Source organism: Deltaproteobacteria bacterium (assembly GCA_016709225.1).
GTDB classification, from domain to species: Bacteria; Myxococcota_A; Polyangia; order Nannocystales; family Nannocystaceae; genus Xiheibacterium; species Xiheibacterium phototrophicum.
Map to the genome: position 1 here is coordinate 2,409,009 of JADJEE010000012.1, position 23,969 is coordinate 2,432,977.

General features: G+C 70.0%; 18 protein-coding genes. 7 read left to right on the plus strand and 11 right to left on the minus strand.

Features of this window, described 5'->3' with window-relative positions; all coding sequences use genetic code 11:
• Positions 1-14 precede the first annotated feature (14 nt).
• The 4 genes from IPH07_34990 to IPH07_35005 form a co-directional block, all read right to left on the minus strand.
• The gene (locus tag IPH07_34990; protein MBK6922649.1) at positions 15-734 is read right to left on the minus strand and encodes a hypothetical protein; all 720 of its coding nucleotides are present in this window, start codon (positions 732-734) and stop codon (positions 15-17) included.
• A complete protein-coding gene (locus IPH07_34995; GenBank protein MBK6922650.1) occupies positions 731-1,381 on the minus strand; it encodes an ATP phosphoribosyltransferase in 651 nt (216 codons plus the stop codon). The genes IPH07_34990 and IPH07_34995 overlap by 4 nt, the downstream gene beginning before the upstream one ends.
• 100 nt (positions 1,382-1,481) lie before the next feature.
• Positions 1,482-2,747 carry a UDP-N-acetylglucosamine 1-carboxyvinyltransferase gene (gene murA / locus IPH07_35000; protein ID MBK6922651.1) on the minus strand — a complete coding sequence of 422 codons (1,266 nt, stop codon included), beginning with the start codon at positions 2,745-2,747 and terminating at the stop codon, positions 1,482-1,484.
• A 31-nt stretch (positions 2,748-2,778) separates the two neighbouring features.
• Positions 2,779-3,822 (minus strand): hypothetical protein, encoded by a 1,044-nt coding sequence (locus tag IPH07_35005; GenBank protein ID MBK6922652.1) that lies wholly within the window; start codon positions 3,820-3,822, stop codon positions 2,779-2,781.
• Between the two features lie 122 nt (positions 3,823-3,944).
• Between IPH07_35005 and IPH07_35010 the strand changes: the two genes are divergently transcribed.
• The 3 genes from IPH07_35010 (at position 3,945) to IPH07_35020 (ending at position 6,376) form a co-directional block, all read left to right on the plus strand.
• A complete protein-coding gene (locus IPH07_35010; protein ID MBK6922653.1) occupies positions 3,945-4,541 on the plus strand; it encodes a hypothetical protein in 597 nt (198 codons plus the stop codon).
• A 178-nt stretch (positions 4,542-4,719) separates the two neighbouring features.
• The gene (locus IPH07_35015) at positions 4,720-5,514 is read left to right on the plus strand and encodes an OmpA family protein (GenBank protein ID MBK6922654.1); all 795 of its coding nucleotides are present in this window, start codon (positions 4,720-4,722) and stop codon (positions 5,512-5,514) included.
• 22 nt (positions 5,515-5,536) lie between these two features.
• Positions 5,537-6,376, plus strand: coding sequence for a tetratricopeptide repeat protein (locus IPH07_35020; protein ID MBK6922655.1), 840 nt, complete (start codon positions 5,537-5,539; stop codon positions 6,374-6,376).
• Positions 6,377-6,421: 45 nt separating this feature from the next.
• Here the strand turns inward: IPH07_35020 and IPH07_35025 are convergent, their stop codons facing one another.
• From IPH07_35025 to IPH07_35040, 4 genes are all read right to left on the minus strand, one after another.
• Entirely contained in the window at positions 6,422-7,543 is a 1,122-nt protein-coding gene (locus IPH07_35025) for a hypothetical protein (protein ID MBK6922656.1), read from the minus strand.
• Positions 7,544-7,765: 222 nt separating this feature from the next.
• Entirely contained in the window at positions 7,766-9,016 is a 1,251-nt protein-coding gene (locus IPH07_35030) for a tetratricopeptide repeat protein (protein MBK6922657.1), read from the minus strand.
• A 309-nt stretch (positions 9,017-9,325) separates the two neighbouring features.
• Complete coding sequence (locus IPH07_35035) at positions 9,326-10,906, minus strand: hypothetical protein (GenBank protein ID MBK6922658.1); 1,581 nt, start codon at positions 10,904-10,906, stop codon at positions 9,326-9,328.
• A gap of 164 nt (positions 10,907-11,070) precedes the next feature.
• A complete protein-coding gene (locus tag IPH07_35040) occupies positions 11,071-12,660 on the minus strand; it encodes a hypothetical protein (protein MBK6922659.1) in 1,590 nt (529 codons plus the stop codon).
• A 363-nt stretch (positions 12,661-13,023) separates the two neighbouring features.
• Here IPH07_35040 and IPH07_35045 point away from each other — a divergent pair, with 363 nt between their 5' ends.
• Positions 13,024-13,617 (plus strand): hypothetical protein, encoded by a 594-nt coding sequence (locus IPH07_35045; GenBank protein MBK6922660.1) that lies wholly within the window; start codon positions 13,024-13,026, stop codon positions 13,615-13,617.
• A gap of 89 nt (positions 13,618-13,706) precedes the next feature.
• On the opposite strand, the gene IPH07_35050 is transcribed toward IPH07_35045, so the two are convergent.
• Complete coding sequence (locus IPH07_35050; GenBank protein MBK6922661.1) at positions 13,707-14,384, minus strand: tail fiber domain-containing protein; 678 nt, start codon at positions 14,382-14,384, stop codon at positions 13,707-13,709.
• An 837-nt stretch (positions 14,385-15,221) separates the two neighbouring features.
• On the opposite strand from IPH07_35050, the gene IPH07_35055 reads away from it, so the two are divergent.
• The gene (locus IPH07_35055) at positions 15,222-16,568 is read left to right on the plus strand and encodes a VCBS repeat-containing protein (protein MBK6922662.1); all 1,347 of its coding nucleotides are present in this window, start codon (positions 15,222-15,224) and stop codon (positions 16,566-16,568) included.
• Between the two features lie 29 nt (positions 16,569-16,597).
• Here IPH07_35055 and IPH07_35060 read toward each other — a convergent pair whose 3' ends face one another.
• Positions 16,598-17,833: a hypothetical protein gene (locus IPH07_35060; GenBank protein ID MBK6922663.1), complete on the minus strand. Its 1,236-nt coding sequence runs from the start codon at positions 17,831-17,833 to the stop codon at positions 16,598-16,600.
• A 464-nt stretch (positions 17,834-18,297) separates the two neighbouring features.
• On the opposite strand from IPH07_35060, the gene IPH07_35065 reads away from it, so the two are divergent.
• Entirely contained in the window at positions 18,298-20,007 is a 1,710-nt protein-coding gene (locus tag IPH07_35065; protein MBK6922664.1) for a hypothetical protein, read from the plus strand.
• Between the two features lie 114 nt (positions 20,008-20,121).
• On the plus strand, positions 20,122-23,310 hold the full coding sequence (locus IPH07_35070) for a PD40 domain-containing protein (protein MBK6922665.1): 3,189 nt from the start codon (positions 20,122-20,124) through the stop codon (positions 23,308-23,310).
• Between the two features lie 162 nt (positions 23,311-23,472).
• Here the strand turns inward: IPH07_35070 and IPH07_35075 are convergent, their stop codons facing one another.
• Positions 23,473-23,964 (minus strand): hypothetical protein, encoded by a 492-nt coding sequence (locus tag IPH07_35075; GenBank protein MBK6922666.1) that lies wholly within the window; start codon positions 23,962-23,964, stop codon positions 23,473-23,475.
• Between the last annotated feature and the right edge of the window lie 5 nt (positions 23,965-23,969).

The following is a 23,969-nucleotide window of genomic DNA, read 5'->3' on the forward strand; positions in this document are numbered from 1 at the left end:
ACACCGACGGCTCGCTACGCGAGCTGCACGTCGGTGTCGTACTCGCGCGTCACTTCCTTGCGCTCCGGATCGACCATGAACACCCGCGCCTTGCCGGTGTGTCCGTCGAACTCCGTGAGCAGCCAGATCTCGACGGCCCAGTTCTCGGTGTTCGCCAGGCACGGCGGCGCCCAGCCGATCACCACCGCCCCACCGAGTCCGTCGGTGCGGCGCGAGGCCGCCGCCTTCTGGTAGTTGGGACTGCGCGTGACGGTCTTGATGGCCTGGTCCGCGATCGTGCCGCCGACCTGCTTGCGCCAGTGGCTGAGGAACCGGAAGTCCTCGATCTTCGAGGTGCCGGCCCGCAGCACCGCGACGTAGGACTCGCTGGCGTCGATCTCCCCGTAGTCGGGCAAATCGAACTCGGGATAGAGATTGGTCTCGCCGATCTCGTCGTCGCGATCCTCGACGACCGCCTCGACGCGCTCGCGGTCGCGCTCGTCGTACGAGGCGAGCACGCGCAGCAGATAGAACTGCGACGGTAGCTGGTGATCCCAGTCGAGGATCGCCCGCACCGAGGCGAAGGTCTTGCCGCCGAACGCCGACAGCTGGGGCAGCGCACCCGCCAGCTCCTGCAACATGGTCGGGTCGGGCGCGTGGCCCTGATCGATCACCCGCGGATGCAGCTTCAGCTGCTCGAGGATCGCGCGCCGCACGAGCTCGATGTCACGTTGCCGCTCGGCGCCTGTGCTCACGCGACCTCCTGTCGTGCCGTCGCGGCCGCACGGATCGCCGCCACCGCAGCCGCGATGACCGTGGGCCGCAGCTTCGACGCCGCGGGGTGCACCACGAGGCGGCCCGTCACGTCCACGATGGTCTCGACCTCACGCAGCCCATTCTGCCGCAGGGTCTCGCCGCTCTCCACCAGATCGACGATCTGATCGGCGAGTTCGGTCACCGCGGCGAGCTCGACCGAGCCGGACAGCTCGATGACCTCGGGGTCGATGCCGCGCCCCGCGTAGTGCCTGCGCGCGACCTGGGGATACTTGGTGGCCACCCGCACGCTCGTGCCGCGCCGCAGCGTCGCCGGCCGCGCGGTCGGCTCGGCAACCACCAACCGGCAGCGACCGATGCCCAGATCGACTGGCTCGTAGAGGTCCCGCCCCTGCTCGAGCAGGGTGTCGAGGCCCGCGATGCCCAGCTCGGCCACGCCGTACTCGACGTAGGTCGGCACGTCGATCGGCTTGACGAGCAACACCCGGTGCCCGCCCGGCAGATCGATGCTGAGCCGGCGGTCGTCGGCCGCGAGCGCGCGCGTATCGAAGCCGGCCGCCGCCAGGATCGAGGCCGCGCCGCGGAGAATTCGCCCCTTGGGCAGCGCGAACGTCAGACCGTCGACCACGGAGGTCTTTGGAGACTACCACCGTTCGCCGGCCGCGGCGCTGGACGAGCGGGCCTCGCGGGGCCCGACCCCGACCCGATCGTGGCCACGGCCAGCCCGTTCAGCCCTTGGCGCCGTGGAACCGGCGGATGTTGGCGCCCAGCCCACGCAGCCGCTTCTCGATCGCCTCGTAGCCGCGATCGAGGTGGTAGACCCGGCGGATCTCGGTGGTGCCGTCGGCCACGAGCCCCGCGAGCACCAGCGACGCGGATGCGCGCAGGTCGGTCGCCATGACCTCGGCGCCGGTCAGCCGTGGACCGCCGCGCACGACCGCGCTGTGACCGTGCACGGTGACGTCGGCGCCCATGCGCGCGAGCTCGGGCACATGCATGAAGCGGTTCTCGAAGATCGTCTCGGTGATCAGGCTCTGCCCGGCCGCACAGGTCGCGAGCACCATCATCTGCGCCTGCATGTCGGTGGGGAAGCCCGGGTAAGGTCGTGTCGAGATGTCGACCGGCGACAGTCGCTCGGGCCCGATCACGCGCAGGCCGGCGTTCTCCACCCGGCACTCGACGCCGGCCTCCTCGAGCTTCGCGATCGTCGCGTGCATGTGATCGACCGGCGCATCGAGCAGCATCACGTCGCCGCGCGTGACGGCGGCCGCGACCGCGAACGTGCCGGCCTCGATGCGATCGGGCACCACCGCGTGATCGAAACCGTCCAGCGCGTCGACGCCCTCGATCTCGATCGCAGTGCCGCCGGCACCGCTGATGCGAGCACCCATCTTGACGAGCACCCGCGCCAGCTCCTCGACCTCGGGCTCGCGCGCGACATTCTCGAGCCGCGTGACACCCTTGGCCAACGTGGCCGCCATCATCACGTTCTGCGTGCCGCCGACGGTCACGGTGTCGAACACGAAGTTCGCACCGCGCAGTCGCTTGGCCTTGAGCTCGACGTAGCCGTGCTTGATCGCGATCTTCGCCCCGAGCGCCTCGAGCCCCTTGAGGTGCTGGTCGATGGGCCGCGCACCGATCGCACAGCCACCCGGCAGCGACACCCGACAGAACCCGTGCCGCGCGAGCAACGGCCCCATCACGGTGACCGACGCGCGCATGGTCTTGACCATCTCGTACGGCGCCTCGCGCGGACCTTCGCCGACGCCGGCGGGGTCGATCTTCAGCGTTCGATCACCGGTCACCTCGCAGCCGAGGTGGCCGAGCAGCTCGGACATCGTCGCGATGTCGGACAGTCGCGGGAGATGCCGGATCGCACACTTGCGATCGGTCAGCAGCGCCGCGCACTGGATGAGCAGAGCGGCATTCTTGGCGCCGTGGATCGTGACCTCGCCCTTGAGGCGCTGGCCACCGTGGATGACGATCTTGTCCATGCTGTTGGCTTCGGGGTCGCGTCGGTCGGGCTCACGGCGAGGGCAGACGCACGGTGCCGTCGTCGGGGTTCTCGCGGCGCGCGCGGGCATCGGCGCGGCGCAGGGTCTCGGCGTCGGCGAGCTGGGCGAGCGCGTCGTCGATCGCCGCGCGTGCGTCGGCATCGATGGCGACCCCGAGCTGCGGCAGCGCGCCGGCACAGGCGTCCTGCGCCTGCAGCTCCCACGTGCGCACCACCGGTGCGAAGCTGCGATCGGCGGTCGGCTGCGGGAAGCGATGGTTGACGCGCGTGCGTGACCACAGCGGGCGGCCGTGATCGAGCGAGACCAGCGTCATGCGATCGGTCTCGATGCCTTGGCCCTCGTGGCCGTCGTCCCAGTGGCTCTCGACCAGCGCCACGCGCTGCCCCGCGATCTCGTAGACACCGGCCAGGCGCTCGCGCCACGGCATCGAGATGCACGCACGATGGTGATTGTCGGGCCCGCCGCCACCGGTCTGGGGATCGACGCACGGCGAGCGGTTGCACTTCCCTTCGACCCGCAGGCCGTTCCAGTGCTCGTCGACCGCAACGGTGCGCGCAGGCAACAGCGGCCAACCCAGCGCGAACGCGTCTTCCATCGGATCCCAGGTCCGCGGCATGCAGGCCGCCGTCGGGGCCGCCGGCCCGTAGAACGCCGCGCTCGCCGACGCATCGCGCACCTGGCCGCGCCGCTCGGCCCGAAGGCCGCGGTAGTACAGCTCGAGCGCAGCGGTCTCACCGGCCGGGATCGCGACTCCGTCGGCGACGTGATCGTCGTGATCGGCATCGCGACCGAGCGCGAGCCACGAGACCGAGTCCTGCTCGTGCATCTGCGCAGGCGTATAGGACGCGGACAGGCGCAGCACCTGCGGACAGTCGCGTGCCGGGGCCTGCCACGCCAGGTTCGCGGCGGCGTCGGACACCGGCTCGACCTCGAGCCCCAACGGCGCCAACGCCTCGCGCAGCGCCGGCAACGCGTGATACGTCGAGCCCGGCGCCTCGGCGCACGCGGAGCTGACGAGGCACATCGTCACGAAGATCTGCAGCGACGCACGCACGGGCAGGCCGCAGGAGCATCGCCCCATCGCGCGCGCTTGGGCAAGTCCGCCACCACCCTCGCACCGTGGGGCCGCGTCGAAAACTTGCGCACTGCGTCGCAGTTGTGTCTTTGGCGTGGGTCATGCTCCGCGCGATCACCCACCGCGTCATCACTGCTCCCGCGCTCGCCGCCGTCTTCGCGAGCTCGCTGGTCGGCGGTCTCGTCGTCCCCACGCAAGCATCGGCGAGCAACAACAGCCTCACCACGCCGATCACCGGCGCCTCACTCGATGCGATGTGGCCCATCGCCGTCGAGGTCGAGATCGTGCGCGTCGACGGCGACGGCGAGACCGTGCCGCGCACGCGATCGCGGGCCGTGCTCAGGCGTCAGCGATCGATCGTGCCCGATGGACACGAGCTGCAGCTGCACAGCGCCGTGCGAACCGATCGCGGCCGTCGAGAGTTCGCACTGAGCGTCACCGCCCATCAGCACCCAGGTGATGCGGTCGAGCTCGAGTGGTCGCTGCAGGTGCGCGATGCCGAGTACCGCAAGCTAGATGCGCCCTCATACTTGCTCCATCGTCTGCAGCTCTCCAACGTGCTGGAGCTGGCCGAGCCGACCCTGAAGATCGCGCGCGCGGACATCGTCTCGGTGCGACGCGAAGGCCACACGCAGCGGCTCGAGATCGACGGAGAACTCCACGAAATCCGCATCTTTGCCCGCTCCATGCGCGGTTGACACAGGCCACCGGCGTGCTATTGCTTGGCCCGCCGAAAGCCCCGCTGCGGTACCTTCGTTCGGGCTTCGCGGCAACCACCGACCCACCCGCCGCACCCTCTTCTGCGGGAGAACCGAAACGATGCGCAATACCCTGTCTCGACTGGCCCCGTCCTCGCTCTTCGCGTGCGCACTCGTGATGGTGCTTCCCCTCGGCGGCTGCAAGCCCGAGTACCCGAAGTGCAAGAAGGACAAGCACTGCAAGGTCGACCTCGGTGAGAAGTGCGTCGACGGCCAGTGTCAGAACTGCGCCACCGACGACGACTGCAAGGGCAAGGCGCCCGGTGGCGGTGACTGGACCTGCTATCAGTTCCGCTGCACCGATCCGAGCACGATCCCCGCGGGCGCCGGTGGTGCCGGTGCGTTGGGCTCGCCCTGCACGGCGACCAACGAGTGCGGCGGTGGCCTGGTCTGCGCCGAGGGCAAGTGTGCCAACTGCACCGACGACCTGCAGTGCTCGCCGGGCACCTGCGATCTCGGCACTGGCACCTGCACCACGCCTGGCGGCGGCGGTGGCACGGCGTGCCAGACCGACGACCAGTGCGCGATGGACGAGATCTGCGACAACGGGCAGTGCGCCTTCTCGGGCGACACCCCGGCCGGTCCGAACCCCTGCTCGGTGGAGGCGGTCTTCTTCGACTTCGACAGCCCGAACCTCTCGAGCGAGGCGCAGGACCAGCTCAAGGGCCTCTCGGAGTGCATGAAGCAGCAGAACCGGCTGGTGTACCTCGAGGCCCACGCCGACCAACGCGGCACCGAGGAGTACAACATCATGCTGACCGACAAGCGCGGCAACGGCGTGAAGAAGTTCCTCGAGGACCTCGGTGTCACCGCGTCGAACATGCAGGTGGTCTCGAAGGGCGACCTCGAGGCGACCGGCACCGACGCCGCGTCGATGCAGAAGGATCGTCGCGTCGAGTTCGTGTGGCCGTAGTCTGCGAAGGGGAGTGTTGAACGTGCGAATCCGTCTCGGTGCTCCATTCGTTCTCGCGCTCGCGCTCCCCCTGCTGCCCACCGGCTGCCTCGCGCTCAAGGCCGATCAGGACGAGATCGCCCGCGAGGTGGCCAAGCTGCGCAAGGAGGTGGCGCAGAGCCAGGAGACGCTGCAGCGCGCGTCGTCGCTCTCCGACGAGCTCGAGAAGAAGCTCGCGCAGGTCGAAGAGGTGCTGCGCAGCAACCAGGCCGGCCTCGGTGCCCGCGTCGACGTGCTCGAGACCGACACCCAGGACCTCCGCGGTCGGGTCGAGAACGCCGAGAACGTCGCGAGCGCGGTGCAATCCGAGCTCAAGGAGGTCCGCTCGGATCTCGACGCGCGCCTCAAGCAGCTCGAAGAGAAGCTCAACGAGGCCACCAACATCCCCGAAGGCAAGTCGGAACTCTACGCCGAGGCCGATCGGCAGATGAAGGCGAAGAAGTACAAGAACGCCCGACGGCTGTGGCGCACCTACGAATCGCGCTACCCCGAGGACAGCAAGCTGGCCGAGGTCAAGTTCTTCATCGGGCTGACGTACTTCTCGGAGCGCGACTACAAGGCCGCGCTCGGCGAGTTCTACAACGTAATCCAGCAGTCGCCGGACTCCTCGGTCATCCCCGACGCGCTGTACTACTCGGGCCTCGCGTTCGCGAAGCTCGGTCAGTGCACCAACGCGATCGCGTACTTCGACGCACTGCGCCAGAAGAAGACCAAGGCCCCCGAGGACTACAAGAAGAAGGCCGGCGAGCAGATCGATCTGCTCAAGAAGGACACCGGCGAGATCTGTCTCGACAAGGACAAGGCGCCCGCGAAGCCCAGCTAGGCGCGGCGTCCGGCCCTCGCACGAAGGCCGGCGCCGCTGCAGCCGCTACAGCAGCTGCATGTACGCGATGATGTCCGCGCGCTCGTCCATCGACAGCGGCGGCAACCCGACGATCTGGAAGTAGTCGGAGTAGTGGGCCATCAGCTCGTCGAGGTCCGCGGCGGAGTTGTCGTGGAAATACGGCGCGGTGTCCTTGGCGCCCCACACCGTGGGGATGCGGAAGAAGTTGGCCTCGGCCGGATCGCCCGTGACGAGCGCGCGGCCCGGATCGGGCGAGTCGATCACGGTGGTGGTGCCGTCGCCATTGTCGACCACGAAGCTCTGCACCGGGTTGCCGGCCTTGTTGAGCTCCGACACGAACGCGGTGAAGAACCGCGAGCCCGGGGGCAGCGGCGCGAGCAGGAACTCCGAGGTCTGGTTCAGCATCGGGCCGGCGTGGCAGTGCCCGCAGACGCCGCCCGCGCTGGGCACGAACCACGCGCGCCCGCGGATCTGCGCCGGCGTGTTACCCGGCGGCAGCGTCGGCTCGGGGCCACCGTTGGCCCAGTGCTTGAGCTTGTTGTTCGAGAAGAACTTGTTGGTCTGCTGGAACTCCGCGATCGCGGTCAGCTCGGCGAAGGTCGGCTCGCGGCCAGGCTCGGCGTGGGCATGGATGGCGCCGTTGGCCTGGTCCTGCAGCGTGGTGAAGCGACCGTCGGCCATGAAGATGGTGTCGAGCGATGGCACGTTGTTGGTGGTGGGCACGCCGCGGGCAAAGGTCGCGTGGGTCGCCGATGGATCGGCGGCGAGCGACCAGTTCGCCGGCAGCGGGATGTCGATCAGCACCGTCGCGTCGGTGAGCAGGCGATCGTAGGACTCGCCCAGGCGATCGTCGCTGTCGAGCGCGCGAAACAGCGGCCCGTCGTCGTCGCACTCGAACGCGTCCTGCACCTGCTCGGGCGACAGCGCGCCGGTCGAGCTGGTGTGGCACGTGCGGCACGTGCGTCCGTTGCCATCGAAGGTCTCGTCTTCGAACAGCTTCTTGCCGTTGGGTTTCTTCGCGGCCTGTGGCGAGGTCGCGGCGGCGAGCCCGACGTCGGCCACCGGCGGGTCGTCGGGCTCGACGAGCGAAGCGGTGGGCGTGGGCCCATCACCACCTTCGTCGCAGGCGACAGGCAGCAGCAACATGCAGGCGGCGAGGAGCGAGAGCGGAGCAGAGCGGTCGGCGTGCATCGTCAGCCACGATGGACCTCGCCGTCGCGGGTGGTCAAGCGCGGCCCACGGACACGAACGCCGTGACACGGGCGTCGACGCGACGCGATGCGCGATCACGAACTCGCGCATGCGATGGCCACCGCCGTTCGGTGGTTTCAATCACACTTTGCGGCACCACGCTCGGTGATGGCCGGTTCAGCCGCGGAAGTAGGCGCGGCCGGCCAGCACACCGATGACCCCGCGTGCGCGCAGCTGCGTGCTCTGCAGGCGGATCATCTCGTCGGGGTTGCCGGGGCGCACGGCCTCGATCTGGAACTGCACCTGCGGGAACGGCTCGAGGCTCTGCAGGTACTCGAGCGAGTACTTGCGGGCCTCGTCCTCGTCGCGGGCGAGCACGCTGAAGCCGGTGGTGTAGCCGTGGGCGTCCTCGGGCCAGTGCTCGAGGGCCGAGGGCGACTGCGCGCGCGCGGTGACGGTGAAGGTCGTCATCTCGGGCGCACGCCCGTGGTCGGCCTCGTTCAGGGTCTCGAGCATGTGCGCGGTGATCCAGTCGCGCTGGCCGGCCATGCGCGCGACCTCGCGGGCCTCGCCGTAGCGCTGCCGCGACCACAACGCGTCGAACACCTCTTCGGACACCAGGCTCGCATAGCTCGGCGAGAGATGAGCCGAGTCGATCGCCGCCAGCCGATCGATGGCGCCGTAGAGCAGGCCCAGCGCCTTGTCGAGATCCGCATCGGGCTGCGCCAGCGTCCACGCGCCGAACACCGCCAGCGTCAGCGGGCTGTTCGGGTCGGACTCGTGGGCGTTGCGCATCGACGCGAACGCCTCCTCGGGCTGACCCATGCGGTACTGCGTGATCGCGAGGTTGTACCAGCCGCTGCCGTGGGTGCGGTCGATCGAGAGCGCGGTCTGGAAGCGATCGATCGCCTCCTCGAACTCGTCGAGATCCGACAGGCAGATGCCGTGCTCGACCAACATCTCGACCGACAGCGGGTCTTCGTCGAGGTAGGCCTCGTAGACGTCGGCGGCCTCCTCGAGCCGACCGCTGCGACGCAGCAAGGCACCGAGGGCGGCATTGGCCTCGAAGAGGGTCGGGCCATCGCCGTCGACCTCGATCGAGCGGCGATAGCACTGCTCGGCCGCGGACTCGTCGCCCAGGCGCTCGAGCACGGCGCCGAGGTTGTAGTGCTGCAGCGAGCCGGTCGCGTCGACCTCGATGGCCTTCACGAAGGCGTCGCGGGCATCGGTCAGCTGGCCGCGAAGGTCGTAGACGTTGCCCAGCGCGATCAGCACGTCGGCCTCGCGGGGCAGCTCGTCGGCGGCGCGCTCGGCCAGGGTCAGCGCGTGGTCGAGGTCACCGGTGTCGCACAGGCCGCGGATCCACATGCAGTAGAGCGGCAGGCGATCTTCGTCCGGTAGCTCGGGCTCCCAGGAGCTGCGGAGCATCCGTACCGCGGAGTTGGAGGCGCCCTCGTCCAGGAGCGTGGCCGCGGCGTCTAGCTGAGCGCGAAGCGACATCAGGCAGCTCCAAGATTTTTTGCACGGTCGGGCCCACGAGGCAATTGCCGAAACGGTGCGGGTCCTCGCGGGGCGATGCGGCGCACACCGACCTCGCCTGCACCAGGGCTCGTGGGCGCTCGTCCGCGGCGTCGCGCGACGACGAGCGCCGGGTTGACAGATGCGATGCAAACAGCGGCCGCGCGAGCCCGGTTCGGGCGCCCAGGGCGCCCGGACGGTTCCGCGCGGCCCGCTCGATCAGCGACGCACGCGGCGACGAGCGGCCCATGCACCGAGCACGAGCAGCGCCCACGCCGGGGAGCCGAAGCGTGCGCCGGGATCGACCGCACACGACTGCTCGCCCTCGACCCCGCGACCCCACACGTCGCCGCCACCGATGCCGTCGTTGGCGTCGGGGTCGACGCCCGCGGCCTGCTCGTCGATCCGGGTCAGACGGATCGCGTCGAACACCACGCGCCGACCGAGCGAGTTGGACTCACCGGTGGCATCGGCGAGCGTCAGCGAGCCCCCGCTGCCGCCGTCGAAGTTGAACGTGCCCAGCGACACCCAGCCGTTCTTCGTCGACTGGTTCATCACCACGGTCGCGAGTCCACCGGCGTGCTGGAGCTTGTACTTGGCCTGCTTGCTGGTGTTGTTCGGCGTCGGCACGTTGGCCTCGACGCGGTACGTGCCGGCCTCGGCGAAGTCGAACAGCACCTCGGCGTAGTTGGTGACCGTGGTCTTGGTGGTGCCGGTCCACACCGAGTCACCGCCCTGACCGCCCTGGACCTTGCGCCACCACTGCGAGGGCCCGTGGAAGACGTAGCAGGCGTCGCCGTCGTCGATGGTGCCGCCGTCGGCCGCGATCAGACCGCAGCTGGGACAGTCGGCCGCGCAGGTGCTGCTGTCCTCGCTGCCACCGCAGGTGCCGTCGCCACAGCTGTCGCCGTTGCCACCCCAGGCCAGCAGCGCCTCGAGATCGCCGTTGAAACGGTTGGTGTCGGTGTTGCCGTTGACGCCGGCCGTCGAGCCGCTGTCGGTGTATTGGTGGAAGGTCCACTCGCTCCACTGCGACGGCAGGTTGGGGCAGCCGTTCGTATAGTGGGCGATCCACAGCGGGTAGTCGGCGAACGCGGACGACTTGACGTAGTCCTGCCAGAAGAAGCGGCCGGTGTAGATGATCGGCTTGACGCCGGTGGCCGCCTCGACGCGGTTGACCCACTTCGTCACCGCCGCCGCGACCGCGGTCGACGACAGACCGCCATGGCTCTCGACGTCGATCACCGGCGGCAGGTCACCCGGCTGCAGCGGGCCCATGTGCTCGAGCAGCAGATCGGCCTGCGCCTCGGCGTTCTGGCCGGGCTCGAAGTACTGGTACACGCCGACCCGCAGACCCGCCGCGCGGGCCTTGGACCAGTTCGCGTCGAAGAACTGATCGAAGGTGTTGAGCCCGTGCGAGACGCGGACGAACGCGAACTCGACCCCGTCGTTGGCGACCGAGGTCCAGTTGACGTTGCCCTGCCACTTGGAGATGTCGATGCCCTTGACCGTGCCCCCGCTGGCGCACACCGAGGCGGCGCTGGGATCGATCTCGGTCGCGAGCTCGTCCGGTGAGCTCTGGCCGGCGGCCTCGACCTCGCCGGCGCGCAGGGCCGCCGCGAGCTCGTAGTCGCGCAGGCCGTCGCCCATGGCGCGGTCGTCGTCGGGGTGTGCCGGGGCGGCGGTGGCCGTCGCAGGCAGGCCCACGAGGGCCAGGGTGATGCCGAGGTTCAGGACGCTGGCCGCTACCGCGGCCCACACCGTGCGGCGCTCTCGCCCGATTCGAAGTCGCTCTCGCATGTCCGCATCTCGTCTCTCTGCCCCAGCCCAACATCACCTTAGGGGGGCGCGACGACGAGCGACAGCTCAGTGAGGGCGCGACTACGCAGGCCTACGTACGAAGATCGCATGTAGGCAACGGCCGCGGTGAACCGCGACCGCAATTGCAGCACGCGGTCGGCCGATCAGCCGCGGCGTCGCTGCACACGACGTCGGCGTGGCCACACGATTGGCAGCAGCAACCACCACGCCGACGCGCGTGCGTCGAGATCGCTGCGACAGCCACAACCGCCGGCGTCGTCGCCATCGGCGAAGCCCGGCGGCAGCGCACTGTCGTCGCCGCTGTCGACCCCACCGCTGCTGTCGCCGCTGGGCAGGCCCTCGGTGCCCTCGCTCGGCGACCCGTCATCGGTGTCGTCGCCCGCGGTCGGATCGGTGGTGCCGCCGGTGTCGTCGCTCGCGGGCGGATCGAGCCGCGTGAGCCGCACCGCGTCGTAGACCAGCTTGATCTCGCTGGCCGGCGGATCGCCGGTGTTGTCATCGAGCTCGATGGCCTGGTCGTGACCACCGGCCTCGAACACGAACTCGCCCAGCTGCGCCCAGCCATCGTCGGACGCGGCCGCTGCGACCTGATCGACGATCATGTCGTTGCTGCCGCCGGCGTGGGTGATGTGGTAGCGGGCCCGCGTCGACATCGCGAACTCGGGCACGAGGTGGGCCTCGACGCGGTAGGTGCCGGCGTCGGCGAAGTGCAGCTCGATGCGACCGAAGTTCGACTTCGTGTCGTAGTCGGTGGCCATCGTCCACGCCAGATCGCCGCCTTCACCGACGCTCTCGTGACGCCAATACTCCTGCGGTCCGCCCAGCTGATAGCAGGCGTCGCCGTCGTCGATGGTGCCGCCCAGCGCATCGACGATGCCGCACGCGGTGCAGTCCTCCGGGCACACGTCGGCGTCCTCGTCACCGGTGCACTTGCCGTCGCCGCACACCGCGGGCGCGGCGAACAAGCCCGAGAGCGCGGTCAGATCGCCGTTGAAGTCGTTGCGATCGACGTCGCCGCTGATGCCCGCGACCGAGCCGCTGCTGGTGTACTGGTGGAAGTACCAGTCGTCCCACTGATCGGGGATGTTCGGGCAATCGGTCGTGTAGTGGGCGATCCACAGCGGGTAGTCGGCGAACGCCGGCGACTGCACGTAGTCCTGCCAGAAGTAGCGACCGGTGTAGATGATCGGCTTCACGCCGGTCGCGGCCTCGACGGTCGCGATCCACTGCGCCACTGCGTTCGCGACCTCGGCCGGCGGCAGGTTGCCGTGGCTCTCGACGTCGATCACCGGCGGCAGATCCTCGGGCCCGAGCGGGCCCATCATCTCGAGCATGATGTTGGCCTGCTCGACGGCATCCTGACCCGGCTCGAAGTACTGGTACACGCCGCCGTAGATGCCGGCCGCGCGCGACTCGGCCCAGTTCTCGTCGAAGAACTCGTCGATCGTGTTGATGCCGTGGGTCGCCCGCATGATCGCGTAGACGATTCCGGCGCCCGCGACCGAGTTCCAGTTGATCGAGCCCTGCCACTTCGAGACGTCGATGCCCGGCAGCGTGGTGCCGTCGGCACAGGTGGTCGCGGCGAAGGGGTCCTGCGGCGCGAGCAGCTCGTCGGCGCCGACGGCATCACCGGCGCGCTGCAGGCCCGCGCCCATCGTGCCCACCGGGCGCAGCTCGGCGGCCCCTGCGATCCCCGCGACCGTCATCGCCGACAGCGATGCGACTGCGGTCACACGCCCGACGCGACCCGCACGCCCCACTCGAAATCCCTGTCGCTCGCCCATCGCCGCCGCCCCTCCCAGAAGGACCCGAGGGCCCCCCATGAGAGGTACCCGGTTGCTCGCCCGGTGAGGGCGACGATATCGCCGCGTACGCAGGCCGGCGTAGGCGTTCACGCGCATCGCCCTCGCGCACGCGCACGCGCACGCGCACGCGCGCGCGGGGGCGGGGACTCCGCCACCGGTGCCCCGCGTGGCCCCGGCCGACCAAGCTCTCGCCAGTTTGAGCTGCGAACCCGCCTTCGGACGCCGATCTTGCGCCAGGTCACGTTTCGCCGATCGCTTGATCGTGCCGCCACGACGACTAAGATCTGGCCCATGTTCGCGTCGTCTCGTCTGCGCGCCCGCTTCGTGGTCCCTGGCTTGTTCGGTCTCTCCCTCGCGGTCTCGGGCCTCGTGTTGCCCGTCGCCCACGCCGAGGACGACGACGTGATCGCGGCCGAAGACGAAGACGCGCCCAAGGACGCCGCGGCGATCAAGATCGAGCTCAAGCAGGAGAGCGGCAAGGTCCTCAAGTACGACGGCGCCGTGCTCGACTGGGGCGCCGACGGCAACGTCGAGTTCAAGGCCGACAACCACGTGCACGACGTCGCGCTGCGGGTCGATCGCGGCGAGGGCGAGGGCAAGACCATCCAGCTGACGGTCGGCTACACCCGCGATGGCAAGTCCATCATCGAAGACCACACGGTCTCGTCCGAGATCAAGAAGCGCGAGGTCATCCGCATCGAGGGTGGCATCGCGATCGCGATCACCGTGACGCCGAAGCCGAGCAAGGCCACGCCGCCGCCGGAGGAGACCAAGCCGAGCGAGAAGCCCGACGAGACGCCCGACGAGCCCAGCGAGCCGCCCGCGCCCAAGAAGCGCAAGATCGAGGGCGGCGACAGCGACGACCCGCTCGACGGCCTGCGCTGATCCATCGGCCCCGCAACGCCAACGGGCTCGGCACCACACCCACGTGGTCCCGAGCCCGTCGTCGTTTTCGGTGCGTGCGTGCGTGCGTGCTACCGGCCGGCGGCCTCGAGCTTGGCGAGCCGCTGCTCGAGACTGCCGAGCTCGCGCTGCAACGCCGCCTTGTCCTCGCGCAGCTGCTCGAGCTCGGCGTGTAGCGCCTGGATCGACGCCAGCGCGACACCATCGGCGTCGACCTGGAAGATGAGCCTGTCGGTCTTGCCCACGCCGAAGGCGGCGTGGAAGTCCTGCGCCATCGGGCCGATGTGCCGGATCGCCTCGTCCTCGAAGCGGTAGCTCCACGTCGTGATCGGCATCGCGAGCACACGCTCGAGCACGTTCTTCGGATCGACGGCCGCGAAGTTGTGCTTGCGATTGCGATCGCTGATCGGACACACCTGCCCGCAGAACTCCTGGCCGGGCTCGATCGGCACGCCGCCGCAACACTGCAGGTCTTCGCAGCAGGCTTCGCCCATCGCACAGCTCTCGCCGTCGCCGACGCACATCCCGCCGCAGACCTCGCCCAGATCGCACGCGGGCGGTTCGTCGCCGTTGGGGCACTGCCACATGCCGTCGGCGCAGCACGACGCCGTGCCGATCAGGCAGAAGGGCATCGCGTCGGGGTCGCAGCAGCTCGGCGGCGGCGGACAGGGCTCGCCCTCGACGTCACAGGCCCCCTGCTCGGGGCATGACCACTCGCCATTGCCGCAGCAGGAAGCCGGGCCGCCCATGCACGCCGGCGGATCGCCGACGCAGCACTGGGGCTGCTCGCACACGACGCCGACGTCGCAGGTCGGATTGCCACCCTCGTCGTTGCACGCCCACGTGCCGTCGACGCAGCAGCTCGATCCTTCGATGCACGGCGGCGCCTCTTCCGGCAAGCAGCACACGTCGGGACCCGTCGTGTTGCCGCCGCTGCTGCTGCTGCCGTCGCTGCTCCCGCTGCTGCTGCTGCCACCGCTGCTCCCGCTGCCACTGCTGCCACCGCTGCTGCTGCTGCCATCGGTGGTCGCCGTCGTCGTCGCGGTCGTGCCGGTGTCATCGGTCGTCGTCGCGGTGCTCGACGCCGAGGTGTCCGCGGTGGTCGCGGTCGTCGATGCGGTGGTCGAGGTCGAACCGCCCGAGGCCGAGCTCGAGCTCGAGCCCGAGGGATCGGTGTCGCCGGTGACATCGTCACCACAACCCGCGACGAGACACGCCGACGCAAAACCAATGGAGATCAACTTGCGCATGGTCCACCAAGCCCTTCCCGGCCCGCGGATGAACGCCATCCACGAGGTCCGCTCGGGTGAACGGCCGCGACGCGGGCAATCCTTCGCCGAGGATTGCTCGCGCCTTGCGGGACCGGTCGGAACCGACGTCCGGTGGCATCGCGACCTGCCGTAAGGTGACGTCCCGACGGACGTGCACGTCGGTGCACAAGCGCGGACGTTGGCGGCGAGTGACGCGTGCCCGCGGCGTGCTAGGCTCGCTGCGGAGCGCCCGCGTTGGGGTGTTTCGAGCATCGGGTCCCATTGGGGGGCCGAGCAGGGCCGGACCGGCCAGGTGGGGTGGAGACGATGGTCGCGATGGATCTCGTGCGTGCAACCATGGTGGGTTTGGTCGTCGCATCGGCGTGCGGCGGTACCGGCGGCGGCGATGGCAGCGGTGACGGCTCCGGTGGTTCGTCATCGGCGTCGACGCACGGCGACGACAGCAGCGCCGGTGGTTCGTGCGTCGAGGGGTGTCCAGCCGGCAGCGATTGCGTCGACGGCACCTGCGTGCCCTGGTGCGACTGCGCCGATCCATGCAACTGCGGCTGTGCCGTGGCCGCGGACGACTGCCCGTCGATCGAGTGCTCCGTCGACGGTGACTGCGGCGAAGGCCAGGTCTGCCTCGACGGCCTGTGCAACCCGGCACCCCCGGACTGCGCGTCGCGTCCACAACCTGGCCCCGCGGAGCCGCTCGCGCTCGGCGAGGGCGACGGCGTCGTCACGGCGCTGGCCTTCGTCGAGATCGATGCCGGCGCGCCGCAGCTGCTCGTCGCGCGCGGCGACGCCGTGTTGGCCGCGAGCGACACCACCGTGACACCCCTGCTCACCGCCGGGCCGGTGCAGCGCCTCGCAGCCGCCGACCTCGACGGCGATGGCGTGGCCGAGCTCGCCGTCGCCGGCATCGCGCCGGCGCCGACACTGCAGGTGTTCCGCCGCGATGCGGACGGCACCACGTGGACCGCCTTTCATGAAGACGCGCTCGGCGGGCACGCCATCGACGTGTTGGTCTTCGGCGATCACGACGGTGACGGCATGATCGATCTGTTGGTGCAGACCGAAGCCGGTATCTCGTCGCTGCCGGGCCTCGGCGGCGGCGGTCTCGCGGACGCGGTCGCGCTGGGTGCCGCACAGGCGCAGGGCCGCATGGCCGCCGGCGATTTCGACGGCGACGGCAGCGTCGACCTCGCATATCCCGTGGCCATGGGCTACGGCATCATCGTCGGCGGTGCGGGTGGCGAAGCCGGCCTCGAGGGGGTCGGTGCCGCCTCGCCGTCGGTCGGGATGTTCGCTGACGACTTCGACGGTGACGGCGTGGTCGATCTGCTCGACGTACGCGCCGACGCGAACCTGCGCCTGTGGGACCCCGCGTTCGGAAGCCGTGGCAACGCCGACGACTTCGATCTCACCGACGTCGTCCACGTCGGCGTCGCGCGCATCGACAGCAACGAACGGGCCGACGTGTTCGCGATCGCCTCCGACGGCTCGCTGGCGACGCGCTTCGGCTGGGACGTGCGCCCGGAACTCGAGCTGGTGCCGCTGGCGTGCGACGAGGTCGACGCCTCGCTGACGCCGCCCTCGGTCGTCGCGGTCGGACGCGACGCCGACGGGGTGCTGTGGCTCGCGACCAGCGATGGCAGCACGGTCGAGCGACGCCGCTGGTGAACCACCGCGGCGATATGCTCGCGCGCCCCTCAGCGTGACAGTCGTGTGATGCCGGCCGGCAAGCTCGCGAACACCGAGCCGACATCGCCCGCGCGCGCGCTGCTCTGTCCGTCGCTGCCCGCTCGGCCGGGCTGGCCCGCGCTGCCCTCGGCGCCATCGATGCCGTGCTTGCCCGCCTTGCCGCCGCTGCCCTGGCCGTTGCCGCTGAAGCCACCGTCGCCCGCACGGCCCGCACGGCCGGCCTCACCCGCGCGACCGGCCGAGGCATCGAGCGCGATCATGCTCGCGAGCTCTGGCAGTGACGCGTCGTAGATCACCTCGAGCACACCGCCGTTGCCGCCGTTGCCACCGCTGCCTCCGTTGCCGCCGCGGCCACCATTGCCGCCGGTGCCACCGGGGTTGCCTCCGCCGCCGCTGCCTCCGCGACCACCATTGCCACCGGCACCACCATCACCGCCGTCGCCCCCACCGGCGACGATCATCACCGGCTTCGAGGCGTCCATGAGCACGAGGTCGTCGACATCGCCCTCGATCTTCACGAGCACCATCCGATCGTGGTGTGGCGTCTTCACGAGCGTGGCGTAGGCGGTGATGCGCGGCCCATCGGCACCGTCGCCGCCATTGCCACCGTCGCCACCGTCGTCGCCGATCGCACCATCGGCACCCGGCGCGCTGTCACCTCCGCCGTCGCCAGACTTGCCCATCGAGCCTGTCGCACCACCGCGACCGCTGCTGCCGAACTCGCCGAACGATCCAGCGTGGGTGATGCAGTCGTAGCTCGGCTCGAAGCGCAGGGTCGAAGGCGCGACCTTGCGCTCGCGGGGATAGCTCGCCGTGATGGTGAAGCCGCTCAGCTCGTTGGCGAGCATGTCGCTGCCCGGCACGAATGCGCCGGTCTCGAGATCGACCTCGCCGCCCTCGGCGGTGAACCCGAACTCCTCGAAGTCGAGCTTGCCGGCGTGCTTGCCCTCGTCGGCCAGCGACCAGGTCTCGAGCCGCTTGTGCTTGCCCTTGCGGCGCTTGTGCTGCGCGTCGGCGTACACCGCCAGCTGGACGCCACCGCGGGCACAGATGCCCTTGGCGTCGCGCAGCCCCAGCGTGATCTTCGAGACCTCCCAGTGATCGAGCTTGGCGGCGTTCTTCTTCGCCGCATCGACCACCATCGTGATGATGCTGCAGCCCGCCAGCGGAGCCGCGAGCGCGGTGACGAGGGACGCGGCGAGCAGCTTCGTGGGGAGCTTCGTTCGGAGCTTCGTTCGGTGCATGGCGGGGCCTCTTGGCGTCCCCTCGAGAGCAGGCGGTGTTCCAGGCCCGGGGAGTGCCCCGTGGAGAGCCGCGATACCCGTGGGATCGCGCAGGCTTGTGCGGCGCACGAAGGGCCCGGGCCGCGAGCTGGGTCGACGCGGATCGATCCGCACACGACCCCTGCGATGACCCGATCCGCGTCGCGGCGCGACCGCACCGCACCGCGGGCGGTGTCACGTTCGCCCATGGCGTCAGCGCACGATGGTCAGGCCGAACTCCCGCTCGATGCAGGGCGCGCGGGTGAGCGGGGGTTCGTCGCGACTGCAGAGCCCCGTGCCGCTGCTGGCGTGATAGCCTGTTGGTGCGAATGCTCCGCGTCGCGCTCGCCGCTTGTGCCCTCGCGCTGGCCTGCGTTCGACCGAGCAGCGCACCGCCCTCGGGTTCGCAAGCCGTGCCGGCGGGGCGCGGGCGGGCGATCGGCATCGTGACCGGCGCTCCGTGGATCGGCGGCGGCCCGCCGGACCACCGACCGTGGCGGGCGATCACGGCGCTCGACCGTCGATTCGACCTCGTGCCGCTCGACCTCGATGGTCCGATGGAAGCCAGCGTCGGCGTCGTCGTCGTGCCGCAGCTCTCCTCGCTCACTCAGCCGCAGCTCGAACGCCTCGCGGAAGCCATCGACGGCGGCGTGCCGGCGATCCTCGTCGCCGATCCGATACCGATCGTCGACCTCCGCCTCGGGCCGAGCGAACCGATCGCCGGCAGCGCGGGGTCGAGCCTGTCGGGCGACACGTCGGGCCCGACCAAAGGCAATGCCGTCGGGTTTCTCGCACGACTGGGCGTCGCGTGGCGGCCCGGTGACGTCGTGGTCGATGCCGAGGGCATCGCGGACGCGCCGCTCGAGCTGGTGACCGCCGACGCCAAGGCGCCGCTGGTCGGACCGCTGGTGCTGTCGTTCTCCGGTGACCTCTCCGCCACCGGCGATGCCATCGCGTGGACGCCCCTCGTGACGACGCGGCGTCCGACGCGGACCGCCGCGAGCGACGACTACGTCCAGCATCATCCGTTGTTCGGGCCGCAACTCATCCGCTCGAGCGAGGAGGCACCCGTGCCGCGCAAGAGCACCGATGCGCAGGTGCGCACGATCGTGGCCCGCGTCGACGCACCCGGCGGCACGACCCGCGCGCCGGTGATCGTCGCCGCCGACCTCGACGTCTTCGGCGACGCGCGCATCGACCTCGAGATCGACCACGAGCGAGTTGTCAACGAACGCCTGCTCGCCGGCCTCGTCGGCCAGCTCGTGGGCGATGGCGACGACCCCGTGGCACCGGTCGTCGGCGCGCCGTTGTTGGATCCGGCGACGCGCGCCTCGGTCGTCGCGATCGAGGTGCGCTCGCAATACGATCGCAGGCTGCCGGCGGAGCTCGGCAGTCACCAGGAGCGGCTCCTCCAGTGGCTCCGGTTGGAGCACCGCGAGAACGCGTGGATCATGCATTCCGGCCTCGCCGAGCCCGCCGAGCCGGCACGCGTGGACGCGCTGCTCGACGCGCTCGCGACGGCGCGCTGGGAGCCCGCGCCAGCAATGTCCACGGTACTGCGAGATCCGAGCGCCGATGGCACGTCGGACGCGATCCGGATCGTCGCGCGCGATGCCGACGGCGCGACCGTCCTCGACGTGCTCGTCGCCGGCAACGGCGACCCACGACTCGCGCATCCGACCTTCGCCTCCGAGCCACGCGCCGTCCGGCTGGCGCTCGCGGCGAACCCATCGGTGCGGTCGTTCGCCCGCGGCGTCGATCTCGGCCCGACGCCCCCGCAGATCGCGTCGGCATCCGTGACCACCTATCGCATCGACGCGGCGCGAGGGCTCCTCGCCGACGTCCAGACACACCCCGCGAACGCTGCGGCACTCGCCGCGTTGCTCGGCGCTCGCTTCTTCCCGATCCATCGATCGACCCAAACGACGGCCCTCGAGCTCGCCGCGCGCGGGTTCAACCTCACGCAAGGCGGGAAGCTCTGGGGCAGCGTCGGCGAGATCGAGCTGAAGCTCGCGAGCGGCAAGACGATGCGCGTCGTGTTCGGCGCCTCCGGCGACGACGGGCGCGCCACGCTCGTCGAGGGACGCGACGACGACGCGCTGTGGATCTACGCCGTCGACGAGGCGATCGTGCAGCGCGTGCTCAGCGGGAGCTGAGCCGGCACGAGGCTCCCGCACCCCCTTCGAGGGCCGAGCATTCGCCCACCGGGCTCGGACGAGGCCGACTGTGCGCTGAGCCGTCTTGCCCGGCTCGTGCGACCTCCTACGGCGATGCCCACGCGCCCGCTTCCGTGGTTGTTCCCGGCCCTCGTCGTCGCGCTGCCCGCGGTCGCGCACGCGCAGGACGAACCGATCGTCTACGTGCGCTGCCCCCACACGACCGAGCCGCTGCAGTTGCCGACCGGCACGACGATCTTCGGCATCGACATCTACGACATCCTGCCCGACGTCACGCACTTCTTCGGGGGCTTCGCAGCACCGTGCGATCTGGTGCTGCGCGAACCCGAGGGCACCGAGACCGTGCTGTACGACTGCACCGCGACCTCGACCGACGAGGCCGGTTGCGCGGCGATGGACCCGGCGGTCTCGTTCGACGGCGAGACCATCGCGTTCTCGGTGTTTCGCGGTCCGCTGGTGCCCGGCGAGGAGAGCTTCTCCGAGGCGATCGGCGGCGACGGGGCCTTTCACGACCTGCCCGGGCGCAACCTCGCGACGACCGAAGCGCAGCTGCACCTGGTCGATGTCGCGAGCGGCGAGGTGACTGCGCTGCCCCACGTGGCGGGCGCGATCGATGCCGGCCCCGCCTGGCTGCCCGACGGACGCATCGCGTTCACATCGACGCGCGACGGCAACCGCTCGACGATGGTCTTCGGCACCAACAGCGCCGCGCCGGGTTCGCGGATCTGGTCGATGGATCCCGACGGCCGCAACGTCGATTTGGCGAGCCATCACTCGCTGTCCCAGGAGCAGCATCCGCTCGTGCTCGCCGACGGACGCGTGGCCTACTCGAGCTGGCAGATCTTCGGCGGCATCACGTTCCGCTACACCAACGGCAGCCCGGGCGGCTTCGGCACCATCGGCAACCACTTCAACATCTTCGTGCAGTCACCCGACGGCGCCGAACCGTTCGCGTTCTATGGGCAGCACTGCGGCGACCACTCGCCGATCACCTCGGCCAATGTCGATCACAAGGCCGCGCACTTTCTCACCCAGGACTCCGCCGGCCGCGTGTGGTTCAACGACTACTACCGCGGCAACAACAACGCGCTCGGAAACATCGTCGGCGTGATGCCCGAGCCCGAGGGGCAAGAGGGCATGCTCGACCACGAGGCGCCCCTGCCGGATCTGTACGCGCCGCGCGACATCATCCGACTCGCGACGTGGTCGAGCAGCTCGGACAGCTTCGCGGCGCTGATGCCTGCGCCCGCGTACGTCCATCCCGAGTACGCCGATCCGCTGCCGTGGGCGGGCAAGCTCGGCCACCCCACGGCGCTACCCGACGGTGGCCTCGCGGTGGTGTGGGGCAAGGGCGCGTGCAGCACGGTCGCAGACAACGGCGTGTTCGCGTCGTTGGGCCTGCCCACGCCGCCGAACACCTCCGGCTCGGGGGGTGGCAACGCGGCCAACGTGTTCACCCAGCTCGGCCTCGACACACCGGGCTGTGATGCGGGCATCTACGAGGTCACGACGATCCCATCGCTGCATCCGAGCGACCTCGAACAGATCGTCGATTCGAAGCAGTATCACGAGATCATGCCGCGCGCGGTGGTCCCCTACGCGGCGATCCACGGCATCGAACGCCCGGCCGAGATCCCGCGCGCCGATCGGGCCACATCGCGCCCAGACCTTCCTGTCGGCACGCCGTTCGGCCTGCTCGGCGCCGCGTCGATCCTCGACCGCGAGACCCACCCCGTGGGTGGCATCCACTTCCAGGGCGAGCACCAGTTCCACCTGCAGGGCACCGACACGATCGACTACGGCGACGACGATCTGTGCGGCGTGCGGATCCTCGGCGTGATGCCCAACCGCGGCGACAACACCTACGAGCAGATCGCCAACGTCGCCGGGGAGCGCGTGCTGATCCTGGGCGAGTTCGGCGTGCGCAACACCGACGAGGGCGGCGCCGCGCTGATGGATCCGAGTGGCAACCCCGACACGAGCTTCCTCGTGCGCTTCCCGGCCAACATGCCGTACTTGATGCAGGGCATCGATTGCGACGGCCGCACGCTCAACACCGACCAGAGCTGGCAGAGCCTGCGCCCCGGTGAGATGAAGACCTGCGGTGGATGCCACGTGCACTCGAAGGAATCGCGCGTCGGGTTCGACGAGACCTTCGCCGGCCTCCCCGACTACCCCATCATCACGCTCGGCGAGGGCACCGTGCCCCTGCTGGCCGGCGTCACCGCCGACGGTCCCGCGGTGCGGGAGGTCGAGGGCTACGGGCTGCAGATCGACTTCGAGCGCGACATTTCGCCGATCTTCGACGCCCACTGCAGCAGCTGCCATGGCGGCGCGACGCCGGCGGGATCGCTGGCGCTCGATCTGCCGGGTATCGAAGAGGGCTCGACGTGGTGGTGCCTCGTCGAAGACGGCGGGCAGTCATGCGTGCCCGAGGCGCAACGCATGAACACCGGCGCCGGTGGCAGCAGCACCTCGTTCCGCCGGCCGCAGCTCACCCGCTACGTGCGCGCGTTCAACTCGCTGGGGAGCTTGCTGTACTGGAAGGCCGCCGGCCAGCGCACCGACGGCAACACCGATGCGACCTTCGACGACGCGAGCCCGGCGGAGGATCGCGACCTCGACTTCGGTCCCGCCCACGAGACCACGATCACGCCCGAGGAGCTGGGCCTGCTCGCACGTTGGATCGAGATCGGTGCACCTGGCGGCCCCGAGGAGCTCACCGACACGCAGCGCCCCACCCTCACGCTCGCGGCGCTGTACGAGAACGACGCCGTCACGGCGTTGCGCGTCGGCACCGTCGACGTCCCCAGCGGCATCGATGTCGCGTCGCTGCTGGTGTGCATCGTCGACGGCGCGGGCAACTGCACCACCATGCTCGCCGAAGGCGGCGCGATGCCCCACGACGTGCTCGAGATCCCGCTCGACACGCCTCTGGACGATCCCGAGGTCGAGGTGCTGGCGCGCGTGCGCGACCTGGCGGGCAACGAGACCGAGCTGCGACGCACCGTGCGATGGCTGCTCGACTCGCCGCTGCCGCCCGACCCCGCGGGCACGACCGGTGGCGCGGACGAGAGCGGCTCGGGTTCGGCCACCGCCGACGGCACCGCTGGCGGAGCTTCGGCCGGCACGGCCAACGACGAGAGCGGCGCGGGGCTCGATGGCGGCGGCGGTGGTGGCGGCAGCGGCTGCGGCTGCACGCAGTCGCGCGGCAGCAGCGGGTGGTGGCTCGCGCTGGTCTGCGTCGTGCTGCGGCGCCGTCGCGCAGCCGCTCGCGCGTGACCACGGACACGCGCCACGACGAGCGTGGTTCGTGATCGACGTGACGGTCGATCGCGGCGACGCCGAACGGACCGATCGCGGTGCGGCTCGGCGACGACGCAGCGGCGCTCGCACGGTTGAGTCGTGGCTCTGTGCAGGCAGTGATGACGTCGCTGCGTCGAGCTACACGTGGATCCCGTCCACGGCGAGCGCCTCGACGAGGAGTGCCTTGCCTTGCGTCAGCCGCTGGGTGTCGCTCAGGCCATTCGGCGAGTGAAGACCCCAGACCTTGGGGAGCCCGACGGTGTGCGCGGGCATGAGGAAGATGTCGAAGTAGTCGTACCTCTCCTCGTGCCACGCAGTCGACTGCATGTTGTCGGCAACGTGGACGCGGTGATTCCACTCGTTCGCAAACGCCGACCAATATACTTCTTGCGATTCGTAGTCCTGGAAGAGATATGCGATCGTGGTCCCGTACTCCGCGTTGGTGACGTGAAATGCCTTGGTCCCGACCTCGTGTGCGCTGTTGCACCACGGATAGATGACCCCGTGCCAATCTGCGACCTCGCGTGGGCCGATGATGATGCTGAGCCCGGGATTCTCTTGATCGACGATGTTGATCGTGAACTCGTGTCCGTTGCCGATGATGCGCGCGCCTGTGTTCCAGATTCCCATGGCTT

Coding starts and splice junctions, on each gene's coding strand:
- murA (MBK6922651.1), bottom strand. CDS start 2,747: ATGGACAAGATCGTCATCCACGGTGGCCAGCGCCTCAAGGGCGAGGTC.
- IPH07_35010 (MBK6922653.1), top strand. CDS start 3,945: ATGCTCCGCGCGATCACCCACCGCGTCATCACTGCTCCCGCGCTCGCC.
- IPH07_35015 (MBK6922654.1), top strand. CDS start 4,720: ATGGTGCTTCCCCTCGGCGGCTGCAAGCCCGAGTACCCGAAGTGCAAG.
- IPH07_35025 (MBK6922656.1), bottom strand. CDS start 7,543: ATGTTGCTGCTGCCTGTCGCCTGCGACGAAGGTGGTGATGGGCCCACG.
- IPH07_35030 (MBK6922657.1), bottom strand. CDS start 9,016: ATGCTCCGCAGCTCCTGGGAGCCCGAGCTACCGGACGAAGATCGCCTG.
- IPH07_35035 (MBK6922658.1), bottom strand. CDS start 10,906: ATGCGAGAGCGACTTCGAATCGGGCGAGAGCGCCGCACGGTGTGGGCC.
- IPH07_35045 (MBK6922660.1), top strand. CDS start 13,024: ATGTTCGCGTCGTCTCGTCTGCGCGCCCGCTTCGTGGTCCCTGGCTTG.
- IPH07_35050 (MBK6922661.1), bottom strand. CDS start 14,384: ATGGGCGGCCCGGCTTCCTGCTGCGGCAATGGCGAGTGGTCATGCCCC.
- IPH07_35055 (MBK6922662.1), top strand. CDS start 15,222: ATGGATCTCGTGCGTGCAACCATGGTGGGTTTGGTCGTCGCATCGGCG.
- IPH07_35060 (MBK6922663.1), bottom strand. CDS start 17,833: ATGCACCGAACGAAGCTCCGAACGAAGCTCCCCACGAAGCTGCTCGCC.
- IPH07_35070 (MBK6922665.1), top strand. CDS start 20,122: ATGCCCACGCGCCCGCTTCCGTGGTTGTTCCCGGCCCTCGTCGTCGCG.
- IPH07_35075 (MBK6922666.1), bottom strand. CDS start 23,964: ATGGGAATCTGGAACACAGGCGCGCGCATCATCGGCAACGGACACGAG.